14 protein-coding genes are annotated in these 18,456 nt (G+C 42.2%); 4 read left to right on the top strand and 10 right to left on the bottom strand.

The genetic code is table 11. The features are described from left to right. Positions 1–136 precede the first annotated feature (136 nt). Positions 137–505 carry a nuclear transport factor 2 family protein gene (locus CKW03_RS19575; protein WP_093099768.1) on the top strand — a complete coding sequence of 123 codons (369 nt, stop codon included), beginning with the start codon at positions 137–139 and terminating at the stop codon, positions 503–505. A gap of 19 nt (positions 506–524) precedes the next feature. Here CKW03_RS19575 and CKW03_RS19570 read toward each other — a convergent pair whose 3' ends face one another. After that, the gene (locus CKW03_RS19570) at positions 525–1,736 is read right to left on the bottom strand and encodes a carboxypeptidase-like regulatory domain-containing protein (protein WP_093099766.1); all 1,212 of its coding nucleotides are present in this window, start codon (positions 1,734–1,736) and stop codon (positions 525–527) included. A gap of 120 nt (positions 1,737–1,856) precedes the next feature. Between CKW03_RS19570 and CKW03_RS19565 the strand changes: the two genes are divergently transcribed. After that, positions 1,857–3,059 (top strand): exo-beta-N-acetylmuramidase NamZ family protein, encoded by a 1,203-nt coding sequence (locus CKW03_RS19565; protein WP_093099765.1) that lies wholly within the window; start codon positions 1,857–1,859, stop codon positions 3,057–3,059. Between the two features lie 9 nt (positions 3,060–3,068). On the opposite strand, the gene CKW03_RS19560 is transcribed toward CKW03_RS19565, so the two are convergent. Further along, positions 3,069–4,016 (bottom strand): GT-D fold domain-containing glycosyltransferase, encoded by a 948-nt coding sequence (locus CKW03_RS19560; protein ID WP_093099763.1) that lies wholly within the window; start codon positions 4,014–4,016, stop codon positions 3,069–3,071. A gap of 233 nt (positions 4,017–4,249) precedes the next feature. Here CKW03_RS19560 and CKW03_RS19555 point away from each other — a divergent pair, with 233 nt between their 5' ends. Continuing rightward, positions 4,250–5,047 (top strand): 3-keto-disaccharide hydrolase, encoded by a 798-nt coding sequence (locus tag CKW03_RS19555; protein ID WP_093099762.1) that lies wholly within the window; start codon positions 4,250–4,252, stop codon positions 5,045–5,047. 81 nt (positions 5,048–5,128) lie between these two features. Here CKW03_RS19555 and CKW03_RS19550 read toward each other — a convergent pair whose 3' ends face one another. The 3 genes from CKW03_RS19550 to CKW03_RS19540 form a co-directional block, all read right to left on the bottom strand. Beyond that, on the bottom strand, positions 5,129–6,346 hold the full coding sequence (locus tag CKW03_RS19550; protein WP_093099760.1) for an enolase C-terminal domain-like protein: 1,218 nt from the start codon (positions 6,344–6,346) through the stop codon (positions 5,129–5,131). Between the two features lie 82 nt (positions 6,347–6,428). Continuing rightward, positions 6,429–6,935 (bottom strand): SRPBCC family protein, encoded by a 507-nt coding sequence (locus CKW03_RS19545; protein WP_093099759.1) that lies wholly within the window; start codon positions 6,933–6,935, stop codon positions 6,429–6,431. Continuing rightward, a complete protein-coding gene (locus CKW03_RS19540; protein WP_093099757.1) occupies positions 6,932–7,258 on the bottom strand; it encodes an ArsR/SmtB family transcription factor in 327 nt (108 codons plus the stop codon). Before CKW03_RS19540 ends, CKW03_RS19545 begins: the two co-directional genes overlap by 4 nt. 94 nt (positions 7,259–7,352) lie before the next feature. Here CKW03_RS19540 and CKW03_RS19535 point away from each other — a divergent pair, with 94 nt between their 5' ends. After that, positions 7,353–8,069 (top strand): DNA alkylation repair protein, encoded by a 717-nt coding sequence (locus tag CKW03_RS19535; RefSeq protein WP_093099756.1) that lies wholly within the window; start codon positions 7,353–7,355, stop codon positions 8,067–8,069. A gap of 5 nt (positions 8,070–8,074) precedes the next feature. On the opposite strand, the gene CKW03_RS19530 is transcribed toward CKW03_RS19535, so the two are convergent. The 5 genes from CKW03_RS19530 to CKW03_RS19510 all read right to left on the bottom strand — a co-directional run bounded on the left by CKW03_RS19530 (position 8,075) and on the right by CKW03_RS19510 (position 18,188). Then, the gene (locus CKW03_RS19530) at positions 8,075–10,351 is read right to left on the bottom strand and encodes a GH92 family glycosyl hydrolase (protein WP_093099754.1); all 2,277 of its coding nucleotides are present in this window, start codon (positions 10,349–10,351) and stop codon (positions 8,075–8,077) included. 315 nt (positions 10,352–10,666) lie between these two features. Continuing rightward, positions 10,667–11,734, bottom strand: coding sequence for a metallophosphoesterase (locus tag CKW03_RS19525; RefSeq protein ID WP_093099753.1), 1,068 nt, complete (start codon positions 11,732–11,734; stop codon positions 10,667–10,669). A gap of 2 nt (positions 11,735–11,736) precedes the next feature. Next, a complete protein-coding gene (locus CKW03_RS19520) occupies positions 11,737–12,603 on the bottom strand; it encodes an SdiA-regulated domain-containing protein (RefSeq protein WP_157739588.1) in 867 nt (288 codons plus the stop codon). A gap of 852 nt (positions 12,604–13,455) precedes the next feature. After that, positions 13,456–14,913, bottom strand: coding sequence for a SusD/RagB family nutrient-binding outer membrane lipoprotein (locus CKW03_RS19515; RefSeq protein ID WP_093099750.1), 1,458 nt, complete (start codon positions 14,911–14,913; stop codon positions 13,456–13,458). Positions 14,914–14,924: 11 nt separating this feature from the next. After that, positions 14,925–18,188 (bottom strand): SusC/RagA family TonB-linked outer membrane protein, encoded by a 3,264-nt coding sequence (locus CKW03_RS19510; protein ID WP_236736541.1) that lies wholly within the window; start codon positions 18,186–18,188, stop codon positions 14,925–14,927. Positions 18,189–18,456: the final 268 nt, after the last annotated feature.

Raw genomic sequence — 18,456 nt, 5'->3', positions numbered from 1 at the left:
GCGACTCAATGAATTCGGCTTTTAGCTGAATTTTGTATTTTAGGTTTAAGGAAAGTCTTGTCGACGGCGATAAATGCCAGAGAAATATTTGCAGTATTTCTGACAGGATTGATATAAACCCTATTCAAAATTGAAGATGATGATGAAAAAAGAAGACATTCTAAAGCTTGAAAACCAACTTTATGAGGCGATGAAATCTGCTGATATTGAGGCTTTGGACAATCTATTGCACAATGATTTGCTTTTTATTATTCCAAGTGGAGAGGTCATCAACAAGGAGAAGGATTTGGAATCTTATCGAACGGGGAATTTAAAGATCATTGAACTTCAGCCTGATGTTGAACATCTAAATATTATAGATGATGTTGCCATTATTAACCTTAAGCTAAAGCTAAATGGAAGCTTCTCGGGAGATCCTTTTGAAGCTCAATTTAGATATATCCGCTTTTGGAAAGAATTTGAAGATGGAATCAAAGTGATTGGCGGGAGTGGTATTGCCATATAATTTTAATCGAAGGGAATTCTTATTCAGTTGGGACATAATCCAATGGCAGCATATAGGCTAATTTGGAATAGCTAACGGCATAACCACTCAATATCCAACTGGCAGTAGGAAAATAAGAGCCCTGTGGCTCAATAATAATTCCATCTGAATCCATGATGAATAGTTCTGAAACCTCACTGGCTGCTTTTTGCAAGATCTTATTCTTGGAACTTGAAAAGTCAGCAGGGTAAATGATATACAGATAATCTGTGTAATTGAGTTTCATCAGGCCCTTCTCCTTATCTTCCCCAACGATGATCTCATCGGGTTGCATAATCCCCATTAAATAGCTGATTTTCTCTGGTTGGATTCTCTGCTTCCGAATGGTATTTACCTGATCTTCTGTAAAGTCTGTTTGTGAGGCATAGAATAATTTCCAATTCCCTCTATATTTCTTCTGTATACTGTCTAGAATTGCATTATATTTTTGGATGGCTTCGGTTCGGACTTCGTTATCCTTTTTTACCAACTTTCTGACGATATAGCCATCTTTCTCCCATTCTTTATTGTATGTACTCCTGACAAACCTGTTCATTGATAATAAATAAGAAGTATTTCGGTTCTTTTTATACTTAGATCTTCCCTTTCCGATGTCCTTAAAGAAGGCATAACCTTCGAAAAGAAACATTTTGCTGCCAAAATCCATTCTAAATCCTCCTAGGTCATAGGTCAGCTCATAACCCAAGGCATCATTTCGGATCTTAAGGGGTTCCGTACAGATGGCTGTCAAAACATTCGCCTTTTTGTCAAATCGGAACTTTACAACCTCATGGTTCAGGATTTTACAATCGTCTGCAAAACCTCCTTGTCCTATTAAGTTCTCAGTAAAGAATTGCCCCCATTCCTTCCAACCATCTTTTAGGTAGTTGGTAACTACCACTTCTTCAATGGCGGTTGACTTTTCTTTGATCGCAATGATCAGATCCTGCTGCAAGGGAATTTGAATTTCCAAGACCCGCTTTTCAAATCCCATGTTGCTCACAACCAATTCCACATTTCTGGTAGGTGAATGGATGGTAAACAGGCCTTCTTTGTTCGAGCTGGTTCCCAATGAAGAATTATTGATGTAGATTGAAGCTCCTGCAATAGGGCTGCGGTCATCTGCATTAATGATCTTTCCCTTAATGGTATGTTGGGCCAACAGGTGCTGAGCAATGAAAATGGAAATGATAGTTAGGTAGATACGGATCATGTTACGACATTTTCGTAAATATACTAAAATGCAATATTAGATTTCATAGGGTTTTGATTATCTGTACGATGAATTGTATTTTTCAAATGGTTCTTTTCAAAATATCTTATATTTAACTATATGAAAAAGTCTGCTTTACTGATATTGCCTTTGCTGTTAGCGGTCAACTGCCTATTTGCACAGGTTCACTATTCCAACGATATTATTAAGACCGGGGCGGAACGTACCGAAAAGTATATTTCCAAGCTTCAGGGGAAAAGAATTGCTTTGATCGCGAACCAAACTTCTATTATTGGAGAGAAGCATTTATTGGATAGCCTAGTGGCTGCTGGGATTAATATCGTCAAGGTCTTTGGTCCCGAACATGGCTTCCGGGGGAATGCCAGCAATGGAACTTCTGTGGGAGATGAGGTTGATCAAGATACAGGGGTCAAGATTATTTCACTGTATGGGAAAAAGAAAAAGCCTTCAAAGGAAGATTTAGCTGATGTTGATATCCTGATTTATGACATTCAAGATGTTGGCTGCCGCTTTTATACCAACATCAATGTATTGCGGGATGTGATGCAGGCTGCAGCAGAAAACGGAAAGGAAATGTTGATCCTGGACCGACCGAATCCCAATGCCTACTTTATTGATGGCCCTGTTTTAGACATGAAGAATAAATCCGGAATAGGTCAGTTTCCAATACCTATCGTACATGGACTTACCGTTGCTGAATTTGCACTGATGGCAAATGGAGAGGGATGGTTGGGGAATGGCTTGAAATGTAAGCTTTCGGTGGTAGAAAACGCGAATTACAAGCATGGTCTAATGTATAGGTTGCCGGTTAATCCTTCGCCGAACCTTAATACACCTGAAAGCATTCTTTTATATCCGACAACCTGTCTTTTTGAAGGGGTATCTCTCAACCATGGCCGCGGGACCGATTTTCCATTTACTGTAGTAGGTGCGCCGATGTTCAAGGGAATTTACCAATTCAGTTATACACCCGTTTCTATGCCTGGAAGAGCAGAGAATCCGCTTTATCAAGATCAAGTATGCTATGGTCTTGACCTAAGAGGGACAGATTTTGAAGCGCTGGTTAAATCTAAAAAGATTAATCTAGCATGGATGATCGAGCTTTATGCTAAAAGCCCCAATAAACCTGCATTTTTTGAAAGGTTCCATCCCCAAATCGGTAACATCGATTACCTTGCTGGAGTGTCAGAATTTAAGGATCAGATCCGTGCCGGCATGACGGAGGAACAAATCCGTAAAACATGGCAACCTGGCATTGAAAAATATAAGAAAATGCGAAAAAAGTACTTGCTGTATAATTAATGGGCAAACCTATTTTTGATTACCTGTAATCCTAAAAACAACATCTTTTTCAATGAAATCTTCTTGATTAGCCGGGAAAGGATCGTTTTGAATACTCTCGACCGTAGATATTTTTATTCCTGCTATCTGGCTTTCTTCTGAGGCTTGCGTTAGGAAGAAGTGGTACTCCAATTCTAAAAAGCCTAAGTCAAGTGTTCTGAAACCTGTTTTGGCCAGGTCATAAGCTAATACGGCAGAAGTTGGACCTAAGGCTAGAATGATTAATTTATGGGTTCCGTATTCTTTCGCTGCGGATAAGATTTCATTATAGTGCTTAAAGGTATTGTTATTAGGACATTCAATTCTTTCCACACTTTTTGCATTGGAATAGAAGCCTTGGCTCTTTCCTAAATTGCTCCCTTTGCCTTCGATGATCAGTATATCCTGATCTTCCCAGAGCCTTTTCCAATGCGCAATTCTTTTTTCAATTACCTCTTTGTCTTTGTTCCTATCATCAAGATAGAACCTGCTGATCTGAGAATTGAGATACGTGTAATCCTTTCGAAGTAAGGATGAAATTTTGTAGAATAACTCGTGTAAATAATTTTGCCAAAAACCAATTGAAGAATCCGTCAGATTGCCCTTATCTAGCGAAACCAAGGTTCTAGGGACTGCTATTTTTAAGTTGTATTGATCGGTGTTTTTGTCCTTTAGAATTTCTACGAGCCTTTTTTTGAGCTCGGGATCTGCATCCTGATGTTTCAATGATATGTTCCTCGGACAAAGAAATTCTCCATTCAGCATCAAGGTAAATTCCCCATCTCCAAATCTAGATAATGAACATTTTGATTCAATCAAATAGTCTAAGCTCTCCTCAAAAGTCATGACTTTCAGCTTATTGTTCTGGAGTTCTTTGCCGGATCTGGAAACATTGAGTTTCCAATCTATTTTATTCAATAGTCTATGGAGGATGTTCATTTAATAATTAGTTTGGTTAATGTGATGTCGTAAATGTAATATAAAACATTTAGGAATAGAGATGGGACCTCCCAAACTATTGAATTTGTAAATGGATGTCTAAATTTTATTAAAAGATGTACTCGGCATTTCTAATGCTGTATGGAAATATATTATGGTGAAAGTTTATTAAATTATTATATCAACAAAGGATTATCCTGTATATTGCAGCCAAATCAACCCTAAAACCCAAAATGAAAAAAGTTGTCTATCCTATTCTATTTGCCTGTCTATTATTTTCTGGTTGTAAAACCAATTTATCCCAAAAAGGAAATACTGAATGGAAACCCCTATTCAATGGAAAGGACATAAACGATTGGTTTGTGAAGATCCATCACCATGAGGTCGGCGAGAATTTTGGGAACACCTTCCGTGTCGAGGATGGCATCCTCAAGATCAGGTATGACCAGTACGGAGATTTTAACGATCAGTTTGGACATCTTTATTACAAAACACCGTTTTCCTATTACCATTTGAAATTTGAATATAAGTTTGCTGGCGAACTCCAGCGTGGGGCACCGGAATATACCCTGTTAAATTCTGGTGTGATGTTCCATTCCCAAGATCCCCGAGGGATGCTAAAGGAACAAGACTGGCCTATTTCCGTCGAGATGCAATTGCTAGCCGGGCTTGGCGACGGTAAGCCTAGACCTACAGGTAACATGTGTTCTCCGGGAACCAATGTAGTCTACCAAGGTAAAATCGCTGAATCCCATTGCTTGAATTCGAGCTCTAAAACCTATGACAAAGACCAATGGGTCAAGGGAGAATTGATTGTCTATGGCGACTCCCTGATCCAGCATATCATTGAGGGCGATACGGTGTTGCAATACTCCAAACCGCAGATCGGTGGAGGAACTGCCAATGGATACGATCCGAAAATCAAGATCGACGGAAAACTATTGAGCAGTGGTTTTATCGCTTTGCAGAGTGAAGGTCAGCCTGTGGATTTCAGGAATATTTATATCAAAGATCTTTCGAAGTCCTTTTAATCGCATAGAGCGGAATGCCCGCGAGGCTCAATACTATGGTTCAAAGGACTTAAAATTCCCAAAAACTAAGCTGTTCTTATGCTATATGGTTTTCAATAATTGCATACCAAAACCCGGTAGATCTGGCGGAATTAATTTTCCGTCTTTTACCGCATAGGCCGTAAGGTCCATATCATCTGAACTGCTTGTTACCCCTTCAATGGTGACGGTATTTCCCAGACCACCAGCCAAATGCGCTGTATAATTGGTTTTCAGTAGTGAGCCCCAAGCATGTGGAGAGGCGAGGGTGCCCGTCTTTACCAGTTCAGGCATCATCCTTCTCCAATTTGTAAAGCCCAGACCTTCGATATCAGTCAACTGCACATCCAACAGCTTCTGTTCAAAGAGTTTCTGGAGGAAAGCTTGGTCTGGATCTGCTTCACCATCGGCCAACAAGGTATCCAACTTTTCCTGTTGGACGAATTCCCGAAGCTTTTTATAGTCTTCTACCGTTTCATGGAAAGGTTCTTCAATCCAGAAAAGTTTAATCCCAGCAATCCCTTTCAAATATTGGATAAACTCATCACTTGTAAAGCCATTGTTCCCATCGACCAGGATCTCACAATCTGGAAAAGCTGCAGCAACGGCTTTGGTGACCTCGATATCCCTTTGCATACCTTCGGCTTTGGGCATCCATTTATTTCCACGTCCTATTTTTAACTTAAACTGTCTGTATCCCACACCATAATCGAAAAGACACTCTTCCAGAATCTTGTCAATTCCTGCAGGTTTATCCTTTGGCTCTAGATCGTCAAAATAGATCATACCACTGTAATACTTGGTGGTAAATGGATCTTTCTTGCCCAGTAACGCGTATACAGGTTTCTGTAAAATGACACCGGCCAGATCATGCAGGGCCATGTCGAAAGCGATGTGTTTTTCAGAAAGTGTCCCAGCTTTTGGGGTAAAGAGCTCCGATATTTTTCTGCCAACCAACTCTGGGATCAACTGCTCGGCATCTTTTTTTGAACCCCTAAGGGATGCCCAACCCATTGCTCCTTGATCCGTCCTCAAACAGCAGATGTCTAGTTCAGGGCCATGACCATGTAGATCTAATCTGGCATTTTTTCCAACCAGTCTTGGATAGTTTAGTTTTACTTTGGAAAATACGATACTATCAATTTTATGTTCGGCAAGTTCCCTTTCGTCTGCTGCCAATTCGAATAGATCCGCCAAAGGATTTCCATATCCATTGGAATTTAAGAGTAGGGAAGAGGCAAAGCCAATTCCTAAGGAGTTGATAAAGGTTCTTCTTTTCATAGGTTTATTGTGGTAAGTTGATTGTACAAAATTACAACAAAAATCATTCCCTTATGTTTGTTTATTAGTGATTTAGCTTAGGTTATCTGCTCTGCAATTGCTCGAGCAACTCATCCAGATTCCCTAGACTTGCCGACATGCCTTCCTTAAATCCATGGCTTACCATATATTCCAAGACCTCCAGACTGCCATATTCTGCCGTCACGCTCACAAAAGTATTTCCATCCAATTCCTCAAAAACATTTTCACAGTTTGTTCTTGGGAAATCAGGGCTGATATTTCCATTTTCGTCGCTGAAGCCCCTTAATTCAACAATCTTTTTTAGCGGATCGATTTCAACATAGTCATATCGGCTCCAGTGCTTCTCCCCGTTTGGACCTACCATGGCATAATGCCAATGTCCGCCTTGGCGAAAGTCCATGGATTTGGTCTCTGCTTTCCAGGGTTTCGGAGCAACCCATTGCTCCAAAAATTGAGGATCTGTCCATGCCTGCCAAACTAAAGCGACCTCCGCATCAAATTCACGTCTGATACGAATGGTTTTGTTTTCCTTGTCTACGGAAAACTCAAACAGTAAGTTCTTTTTCATGATTTCTGCTTTTTCATGTTGTCTAATAAATCATCTAATTGATTGAATTTGCTTTCCCAGATCTGTCGGAACTGCTCCAGCCACTGATCTATTTCCTGCATCTTCTCCAGTTCCAGTTGATAATAGATTTCTCGGCCTTTTTGTTCTTGTTTGACCAATTCACATTCCGTCAGTATCCTTAAATGCTTTGATACAGCCTGTCTGGAGCTGTGAAAATGTTCTGCTATAGCATTTGGAGTCATCGCTTGAACCGCAATTAATGCGATAATGGCCCGCCTGGTCGGATCTGCTATCGCCTGAAAAATATCTCTTCTCGTTTCCATTGTGCAACTATATGGTTTCAAATATAAATGCAATCATTTGGTTTCACAAGCATTTTGGATAATTTCTTCTGTCTATTTTTATAAATTTGATCCCATGGATGATCTTCTGCAAGATATCCGGCAAACCTTAATGGATAATGCCGATAGAACTACCTCAGATACCATGGCTCGTTTTTTTAAAGAAGGAGAAGGAGCCAAGCGCTATGGTGTGCCCATTGAAATCGCAAGGAAAATCGGCAAGGAGGTTTTCCGGGAAATCAAGAAGGAGCCAAAGCAGGAGATCTTTTCCCTATGTAACGAGCTTTGGAAATCCAAGATCTTTGAGGAAGCTTATATTGCTTGTATCATCAGCAAATCCATCCGTAAGCAATACGAAGCGAAAGACATGGAAATCTATGAAAACTGGGTCAATCTATATGTCAACAATTGGTCGGATTGCGATACGCTTTGCTGTACGACCATTGGTTATAATCTGATTCAATTTCCAGAAAATGTAAAAGTGCTGAAGACCTGGGCCAAATCCAAAAATCGCTGGACCAAGCGTGCCGCTGCGGTTAGTTTGGTGGTACCGGGAAAAAAGGGCTATTACTTGGCTGATGTTTTCCAGATAGCCGATATCCTCATGATGGATCCAGACGATATGGTGCAAAAAGGCTATGGCTGGATGTTGAAAGAAACCAGCAAAGCCTATGAAAAGGAGGTTTTCGACTATGTTATGAAGCACAAGGCAAGGATGCCATGGACAGCCCTGCGATATGCCATTGAGAAAATGCCGGATGACCTTAAAGCCGAGGCCATGAAAAAGCCATAGTTCTTTTACTGTTCTTGCATCAATGAAAATGGTCTTGCCTCTTTACTGGTCCCTCTGCTTTTATTTGGGGTACCGCTCATCTGAAAGACAATTTCGCCGCCCTTATTGATGTCATCAAAACTGATATAGTTTTTATCCAATCCTTTGCCATTCAGTTCCGCCGATTGGATGTAGACATTCTCCGCATTGTTGTTCTTTGCTTGGATAACAAAAGTTTTTCCGTTCTCTAAGCTGATGGTTGCCTTTTCAAATACAGGGCTCCCGATCACATATTGGTCCGTTCCCGGACAGACGCTATAGATTCCTAAGGCACTCAGGACGTACCAAGAAGACATCTGTCCTTGATCTTCATCGCCCGGATAGCCCTTTTCAGTGGCGTTGTACAATTGCTTGCAGACCATGCGCACCTGTTTTTGTGCCTTCCACGGTTCACCACTAAAGTTGTAGAGGTAGGGGACATGTTGGGTAGGTTGGTTTCCATGTGCATATTGCCCCATCTTTGCCAAAAGCATCTCTCGCATTTCATGGATTTCCTGCTTGTAACTGCCGTATTTTATACTTTGATCCATCGTGAAAAATGAATCCAACTTGGCATTGAATCTCTCTTGGCCTCCAATCATACCGATTAAATCCTCAATGTTGTGCAAGACCGACCAGGTATATTGCCAAGCGTTTGCCTCTGTGAATGGACCGCCCCATTCAACGGGGTCAAAATCTGGCCGCCATTCTCCATTTGCTAGTCTGCCCCGAACAAAGTTGACCTTTGGATCAAATACATTTCGGTAATTGTACATCTGTCGTCCAAACACATTTTCGTAGAAAGTATTCCCGGTCAACTTGGCCAATTGATAGGCACAAAAATCATCATAAGCATATTCCAAGGTTTTTGCGGTGCTTTCATGGATGTCGCCATAAGGGATATAGCCTAGTGTATAATACTCTTTCCAGCCTTCTCTTCCATTGGATCCCCCATAAAAGCCTTTGTTGGTGGTTTCATGATAATAGGCACTCAGGGCGGAATCGGGGTCAAAGGTCCGGACGCCTTTCACCCAAGCATCGGTCAGTAGGGAGATGGCATGGTTCCCGATCATAACGCCAGACATGCCCGGATTGGACCAAGTAGGGTAAAAACCAGCCTGTTGCTGAGCGTCCAGTAAGGATTGCATATACCTGCCCTGCATTTGCTGATGCAGGATGTTGCTCAATGGAAACTGTGCCCTGAAGGTATCCCAAAAGCCATTGTCGGTATACATATAGCCAGAATGGATCTTGCCATCATATGGACTGTAATAATAAGGATTGCCCTTGGCATCTATTTCATAGAACTTTCTAGAGAATAGGTTTGCGCGAAACAGGCAGGAATAGAAAGTTGCTCTATCCTCTTCCGTTCCCCCTTCCACCAAAACCCGATTCAAAAGCTCATTCCAAATCTCAAATCCCTTTTTCTTGGTAACTTCTAAATTCTTATGATCGGCTAATTCCTGTTTAAAATTGAGTTCGGCCTGCTCTGGACTGATATAGGAGGAAGCCATCTTGACCTCCACTTTGGAACCCGGCTTAAATTCTAAATATGCACCTACGCCTTTACCTAGGTCTTCCTTGTTGTTCGCCTTGATGCTTCCTTTCTCGTTCTCCCAGGTGCCGTAGGATTTAAAATCTTGATTGAACTCAAGTACAAAATAACTCTTAAAGTTTTCCGGTACTATCCTTCCATTGTTCACATAGCCAATTATTTTCCTTTCTTCCGGTATGATCTTGATCTCACAGTCTTTGGTATAGCCATCAAATACCAAGTTTGCTTTTCCATTCTTGGGAAAACTGAAGCGCATATGTGCCCCCCGTTCCACCGGACTGATCTCTGTCCGTATGCCATTGTCAAATTTTACGGAATAATAATGTGGCTTGGCAATCTCATTTGCATGTGAAAACTTCAATGCGCGCTGATCTTCATTGACGGTCAATTCCCCAATTCCCGGCATCAGAGAAAAAACCGCATAGTCGTTCATCCAGGGTGAACATTGATGCACCTGCTGGAACCCACGGATTTTATCGGCTTGGTATTGATATTTCCAGCCATCGCCATTTTTCCCGGTCTGCGCAGAAAAGAAATGCACAGCAAAGGGAAGTCCAATGGTGGGATAAGTGTTCCCGTAAGAGAGGGCATATTCAGAATGTGTCCCTTGTAGGGTATTGACGTATTTTACTAAGTCTGGTTTTTGAGCCAAAAGAGAAGCCCCTTGCACCAATAAAATAAAGAGGGATATCAAGGATTTAAGCTGCATAAGGTTTAGAATTGCTGATTAATAGTTGATTAAAAATAATCATTTTTGGAATGGAAGGAGCGTAGAACAATGAAAATTATTGTTTTTGGAAGAGGGGATGAGCCCTTGCGGGCAATGTTATTAAGTTAGGGGTCTATTTTTTATTTTTTTATTCAGAGGTGTTTGTCATACCGAATCGTTAGATGAGGAAAGTATTTTCTTTTGTTTTATGCCGGTAAAGAAGATTAATTGAAAAATATTCTACCCCTTCCACCGGTTTTTCAAAATTTCAATTCCTTATTGACCAAGGCTCCTGTTTATGGAGCCCTTCCGTCACTAAAACCCTATTAAGGTCTCATACGACTTCGTCAAGGAATCTCTCGGGCTATCGATATAAAAAGTCAATCTTACTTTCTGGTTATCCAAAAAATCAATCACCGAAAATCCTTGTCTATTATAGCCATATTTCAAGGGTTCCCTTTGATGTATATCCGATTGTTTCGACCCAGAACCACTGACCACCTGTCGGATTTTATCCTGCTCAATGTACTGTAGTCCATGGTCATGACCTGCGACAAACAGCACCTTTGGATGATCTGCGGTGGCATCTGTAACCCTGTTGGTCAAATCTTGGTATATAGGGTGTTTGAGATCCTCCGCAAATTTTATTACATGCGTACGTAAAAGGGGATATAGCGAACCGATACCGGGAAGAGGGATATAGAGAGAGGACTTCACATCAGTAAGTGGAAAGATATGGTCTTTCCAATTGTAGATCAAGCTGTGGTCACCAAAGGATACCATGGGGTGATGCGAAATCATGAGCACCGTTTTATCCTTGTTTTCTGCCAAGATCTTCTTGATATCTGCAATGAACTGATCCTTTTCAGGTGATACATCTCGGTTATGGTGAGGGAAGAGCCAGAATTCACTGTCATACAATACAGCTATGGAATTGGGGTTAAGGTTCAGTACTGTTGGACCTATTTTTCCGGCTTGAGGCAGATACTTCAGCCCTGGGTCGCCATAGTTGTTCAGAAAATCCGCCTGTGCTTTTATTTTTTCTAGGCCCTCTTTGCCAGAACGGTCCCAATCATGGTTTCCAGCTAAGAAATAGACCGGAACCTGTAGATTTCTAAAGCCTTCAAATTGGGATTTTAGGATTTCCTGTGTTTCTTCTTTTTTCTTGCCGTTAAGAGCCATGCCGGTCGGGTATATATTATCACCGATGAAAAAGGCCTTGGTCTTGTTTGGGATTTGCAGGCCATTGGCATTCTTGATCAGGAAGCTCTGTTTGCTGTTGATTTCTCCAGCATCTCCAAAAATGATCAATCGTTGTTCGATTTCCTGCGAAAAAGAGAATTGGACAAAGAACATACTGGCAATTAAGAGTAGTTTTCTCATGATTATTTCATGTTGATCTGATAGATAAATGCGTTTTCAGCTTTTCCTTTTTCACTGCTGATAAACAATTGGCCCAGATTGTTGAAGCTGATACCTTCGGGTTGTTCCAACTGTTTCTTTTTGAAATGTTGGATTTCTTTAGCTTGGAAATTCTCGTCTAGCACCAATAACAGGCGATCCACTGAAGAAAGGAGGTACCACTCCTCCGAAGAATTTCGTTTGGTTAAAGAAGAAGGTTTCAAGGTGTCTTTAACTTTAGGGTCTAGATTGGCAATATTGTTCAAGTCAAGGCTAAACTGGTTTTTTAGACTCAGATCCCCTTGGCCCAGGACGTTAAGCACATAACCGGTCAGGCTCGCATTTCCTCTATCGGTTTTACATGATTTGCAGATTACGACCAAGGAGTTGTTTTTTTGGTCATAAGCCATGGATTCGTATTCCCCCTTTTCCAATTTTCCTTTGAAAGTAGCAACCTTTCCTTGGTCTACATCCATGCTGATGGGAAAACTATGGATATCGCCATTGCTTTCCAGGACATAGAAGTATTTTCCATCTGTAGTGATCTCTTCATAATCGCCTGAAGGGCCAAATTCAAATTGAGAACTGATACTGCCGTTCTTGAGGTCATAGGTGAAGACAATACCTTCTTCATCTTGTACGACATAGGCTATGTCCTGGCTGTTCGAAAGAAAGGCCATGCCTGATATCTCATTCAATTCATTGGGTAGGGTATAAGTCTTTTTTGCATAGAGCTCAGCCGTATTGGATCTAGATAAATCTTCTTCGGTACCAGTGTTCTGACCAGTTTGCATCTGGCAGGACATCAAGGCGGATAGCAATAGCAAAACGGGTAATGTTCTATATTTCATTGTTGTTTCGTGCGAATATTGATCTATTTCGCAAATTAAGCTACGGAAAATTTGAAAAAGCTGAGTCATCAATCGATAATATTTATCTGGGTTAGGGAAAAATGACGGATTTGCTTTGGGCTATAATATTGACCCCATTCGAGGCACAATACGAATCTACCGAACGTGTCCCGAATATGGGGAAACTAATTCTCGGTAAATCTTTGTCAAGATAATAGCGCTAAGAGCTGGAATTAAGCTGAAACAGGGCAGTAAAGGAGAATATAATATCCCATTGGAAACAATCAAGGGCCGCCTTTTCTTGACGGTCCGGATATTTGAGGTTTTTTGACGGTCTCTTCGATTTCCACCCGATTTCCGTCTTTGTCCGATTATACCTCGATTCCATAGTCTAAGATCAATTCGGATTCTTCTTGGTTATCATCCCCCTTGGAATGGTCCACGATGTTATCACCTTTGTTTTGCGAACTGGTATGTGTCGTTTTGCTTGGTAATAAGTCACTATCTACTTTGTCATTTCGGTAGAGGAAACTGTGAATACTGTAATGGCTAGTAGGAACGATAATCCCACTAATGGTTTTTCATAGATCTTTTTTTTCATAGATATTGTATTTAGTCTTCGATTCCGCCTGGCCTATTTCTTTGCTGAATATATCCACTGCGATGCAAATCGGTGGCCTTAATATCCTTCAATTCCAGTCATTTTGAAGGCAAACGGACTTACAGAGCATCGAGAAGCCAGAAATTGAGCTATAGAGCGGGTTTTGGGGATTTAGTCCATCGCTCTTGCCATTTAGCAAATAGAGGCTGCCTGGGATGGGCAACCTCTATATTTTGGTACATTAGTAAGTCTTATTTTTCCCACCATACCTTAGTGTGGAAGGTATCGCCGCCCATTTGTTGGACTGCTTTGGCATAGTTGTCCGGATTAAATCGGCGAACTTCATTTTTATACATAAAGCGGGTTGGCATTACGCCATCGTGCAGCATGAATTCAGTTTTTGGGAGTTTTGGAAATCCTGTTCGACGGTATTCAAACCATTGTTGGTAATCCACCATAAACAGCGAAAGGTATTTCTGCAGCATGATCCTTTCCAGGGTTCCATCGAATGCTGCTGCTGGATTGTCGAAATAATTCGCTGGCAATGCGCCACCATATTGCTCGATAGAGGCCTTTACCCCTTTTTCATAAGCCGATTTCGCCTCTGCAGTCAATCCCAAGGCATTATAGGTTTCCGCTTTGATGAATTCCACTTCTGCATAGGTCATGATCAATTCCTTGATCGGAGTGCCTACCGCTTCCGGATACATCAAGTCTCCATTCGGGGTGCTTGGGCTATAAGTGATGGAAGAAAGATCACCAGAGTGACCTGCGGGAATTCCTTTATAACCGATGGGGACAATTTTACCATCAACCAGTTCCGTTGCCTGGGTCATGATGAATGGTCTCCTAGGGTCTTCTAAGGTATTCAAGTTATCGACAAAGAAAGAGGCCATCGCTGTAAAGTTCACGTAATCTTGGCGCCTCCCCCAAGCGTAATCATATGGAGAAAGACCTGTGATGCTCAAGATAGCTGCATCTTCATTGGAAGTGAAGATAGGGTATTTTTCAGGATCATCTAAAATAGTCTTGATCTTGGCATATACATTAGCGCGTTTGGAGGTTCTTAAGATATAGCGCAATAGCATGGAATTGTTGAACTTGCGCCATTTGTCCTTTTTATTATTGTACAACAGGTCATTTCCATTCATTTCTGATGGATCCGTGTACTGTATGTTCGCTTTTTCTAGAGCAGCAATCATATCGGTATAGATCTTTTCCTGTGTGTCGAATACCGGTTGATCTACACCGTCCTCGGCTTTCATAGCTTCAGAAAGAGGTACATCCCCAAAACTATCGGTCAAGATACCTGCGATATAGGCTTTCAATGTCGTTGCCACCGCTTCGTATACCGGTAGTTTTGTATTGCCATTGATGGCTGCGCTTTCCATTTCACGGATATTCCTTAGGTACCTATAGCAATTGTTCCATGTTCCATCACCTGATTGTTCGGTGAAGTAATAGCGGTGAATACCATTGGCAGCACTAGGGTTTGCTAGTCCATCTTGCATGATTTCCCAAGTGAAGTCATTGCTCCTGACCGTAAAATAAGTGGCCATTCCATATACCGTGGGGGTTACCAATGTTCCGGGAGCAACAAACTCCAGTTTGTTGGGATTGTTATTGATTTCGTCAAAGTCTTTCGTACATCCTGTCAATCCTGCGGAAAGAACAAGAGCGATAAGGATATTTTTATAGTTGATTTTCATTGTTTTTCAGCTTAGAAGTTTACTTTCAAATTCATTCCAAAGGTTTTTGTACTTGGCATCTGGCCCATCTCTACGCCCGGCATAATGGTTGCGCCATTTAATGCTGCGGTTTCAGGATCGTACATCGGGAAGTCGGTGATCATGAATAGATCACGACCGAAGAATGCGATTGAAGCGTTGTTCATTTTCCACTTTGAAACCAGAGACTTTGGCAATGCGTACTCAAACCTCACTTCACGAAGCTTTAGGTAGGAAGCATCAAAGCTGTTGGTTTCTACGTTGGCCCTTCTGTAGTAATCACCATAATAGGTATTGATCGCTACTTCTTTGGTATTTGGACTGAAAGAACCATCTGCATTTTGGATGACCCCTTCGCCAACAATTTTCCCGGTTTCACGACCGCGTAGCGTGTGTTCCAATTTACCTTGCTCCGACATCTTGTGATGCGTTTGCGAATAAACGATACCACCGTACTGACCATCGATCAAGGCGCTCAAAGTAAAGTTCTTGTACCTGAATTCATTGTGGAATCCACCTCTCCAATCTGCATAGGCATTCCCGATCTTCACTTTGTCAGCAGGACGTACCGGCAAACCGGTCTTAGCATCATAGATCACTTGTCCTTGGTCATTGCGCACTAATCCGTAGCCCCATAGGTCACCTGTAGAACCACCTACGGTCGCTATGATCTCCGCTGCTCCCGATCCACTGGATGCGATTACCTGTTGCGGTGTTTCAACACCTTCGCTCAGTTCTAAGATCTCGTTGTTGTTCTTAGCCCAGTTGGCTGTAACATTCCATTGGAAGTTTTCATTCCTCACTGGCGTTCCGGTCAAGCTGACTTCCCAACCTTTGTTCTGGATCAGGCCACCATTGATCACTTCAGAGCTGAAACCAGTAGTGACGTCACGTGGAACGATCAGGATTTGGTTTCTCGAGCGGTTGAAATAATAGTTCACGTCAGCAGTCAAGCGATTGTTGAAGAAAGCAACATTTACCCCTGCTTCTGTAGAGGTCGAGATCTCCGGTTTCAGGTCTGCATTATGCAATAGTGATGGTGCTTCTGCTGAACCGGGGAAAATGGAGTTGTTGAAATACTTGATGGTTTGGTATGGATCGGCATCATTACCGACCTGCGCCCAAGATAGGCGAAGTTTGGCGAAGGAGATCTGACTTGGCATCTCTATCATCTCGCTCAGTACAAAACTACTGCTCACAGAAGGGTAGAAATAGGAACGGCTACTGTTTGGCAGGGTAGAAGACCAGTCATTTCTTGCGGTCACATCGACAAAGACCATGTCACGCCAGCCTAGGTTAACCATTCCGAATACACTTTGGATTTCCTTTTGAGTCGCCGTGTTTTCTGCCACTGGGCTTGTCAATGCATTCGCTAATTTGTAAACACCTGGCGAGGTCAATCCCCTAGCCACACCGATATCTTCCTTGATGTCGCGTTTCATGAGGTTTCCGCCTAGGGATACTCGGATATTGAAGTCTTCATTGATCTGATCATTATAAGACAGCAATGCATCGGTGTTGGCTTCCATATAGAATAGATCCTGTTGCTTATAATATCCTTTCGGAAAGTTGGCGGTATCCCATGGGCGCCTCTGTTCCCTGATATCGGAACGCATGGACAGACCCGACCGAAGCATGATTTCCCATTTAGGGTTAAAGGTATAGACCCCTTGTAGCATTCCGTCAATACCATGGCTCTTCAGGCTGTTGGTCATTTCATAGGCAATGACAAATGGGTTTTCTATATAGGAACTGAAAGGGTGGATCTGTTCGATATCTTCTCTGTCCTTTTTCCACATCGGTCTGTACCAATCTAGGCTGATGCTGGGGTTTTGGAAGATCATGAAATAACCAATGGACTGGTTGTTATATCCAGTTCCCGGAAGGTTATCACTGCCTTTGTTGGTATAGTTGGCCTTCATGTTGACCTTCAATTTATCGCTCAGTTTAGCCGAGGAATTGATCGATGCCACCAACCTTTCAAAGCCGGTATTTGGCATGATCCAGGAGTTTTTGGTGTGCGTCAATGATGCTCTTGTAGTGAAGTTTTCATTGCCGCCATCAAATGAAACACTGTTCATATAGGTTTCTCCAACATTGAAGAAATCCTTTACCCCGCCCTTGTATGGGACCCAAGGAGTCCTGGTCGTTCCTCCGGTTTCGGTGCTTGGGTCATATTGAAAATACTCCTGACCGTTGAATTTTGGTCCGAAGGCACTGGAGGTTGATCCGGTGTTTTTACCGTCTTCGGTCAAACCATAGGAATAATATTGCTCGCCTGCAGCATTGCGCTCCAGGTTACCTTGTCCATATTCATATTGGAAAGCGGGCCATTTCAGGACCGATTGGAAGCTGGTATTGGAATTGATCGAGATCCCGATTCCATTTTTGCTGTTTCTTCCAGACTTGGTAGTAATGATTAAGGCTCCGTTGCCGGCACGGCTACCATACAGTGCGGTGGCGGCGGCGCCTTTAAGTACGGAGATGGATTCGATGTCATCTGGGTTGATATCGCCCAGACCGTTACCGAAGTCAATGGGAATATCTTTATCCGCACCGCTAGATCCTGCCCCGTAGGCATCTGTTACACCCGAACTGAATCGGCCTGTTACCATCGGGATACCATCTACAACGATCAGGGCCTCGTTTTTGCCCGGATCTAAGGAGCGGTCTCCTCGTAAATTAATTCTTGCAGTATTTAACGGACCCGAACTTGCTTGCGTGATGTTCAATCCGGCAACCTTTCCTTTCATCGCGTCCACCCAGTTGCTTGGCGTAGCCTCTGTCATTTGTTCTGCCGTAACTTTACTTACTGCATATCCCAGAGACTTTTCCTCCCTTTTGATCCCTAATGCCGTCACCACCACCTCTTGGATGGATTCATCCGATGGGACCATGTTGATCCGGACGGCTTTGGTATCTCTGGTCCATTGTTGAGAATGGCTCTGGAAACCTAGGCTCTGGAAACTAACAGGTTTTCCGGGATCTACCTGAATGGAGAATTCACCATTTTGATTACTGGTTCCTATTGCTTTCCCATCAGCAATAATGGTTGCACCACTGATCGGAGTATTGCTGCTCTGATCGTAGATGATGCCTGCAACGGTGATCTTCTGCTGCTTGTTCCATTCAGCGTTTGGAGCTTTAGCATGGAAGGCATGAGACATAGCTGGTGAGAAACCAAGTCCGAGAAGGAGTAAAAAGGCGCATGAGGTTCGTTTGGAACTTCGATGAAAAGGAGTAGATACTTTTTTCATATAATTTTAAGATGTTAGATGTTGAGGAATCATGGGTTCTCCCTCAGTTGGTCAAAAGTAATTAGGTAATGTTAACGTAATGTTACGCGATGGTTAACAATTAATAAATCAATAACCACAGAAATTGTTTTTTATTCCTAATCATTTAATTTTTAATGGTATTGGGCAGGCTGTTTTACCCGGATGTAAAATATATGTTAAAGGCGATGGGAGTGTTTTTAGCCAAAGAAGCTGTGGAAAGGTCACCTTGATGCTGTTCAGTCCGCAT

It is taken from the genome of Sphingobacterium mizutaii (assembly GCF_900187125.1).
GTDB lineage: Bacteria > Bacteroidota > Bacteroidia > Sphingobacteriales > Sphingobacteriaceae > Sphingobacterium > Sphingobacterium mizutaii.
Note: the sequence above shows the minus strand (reverse complement) of the source record. Positions and strands in the feature narration are given on the sequence as shown.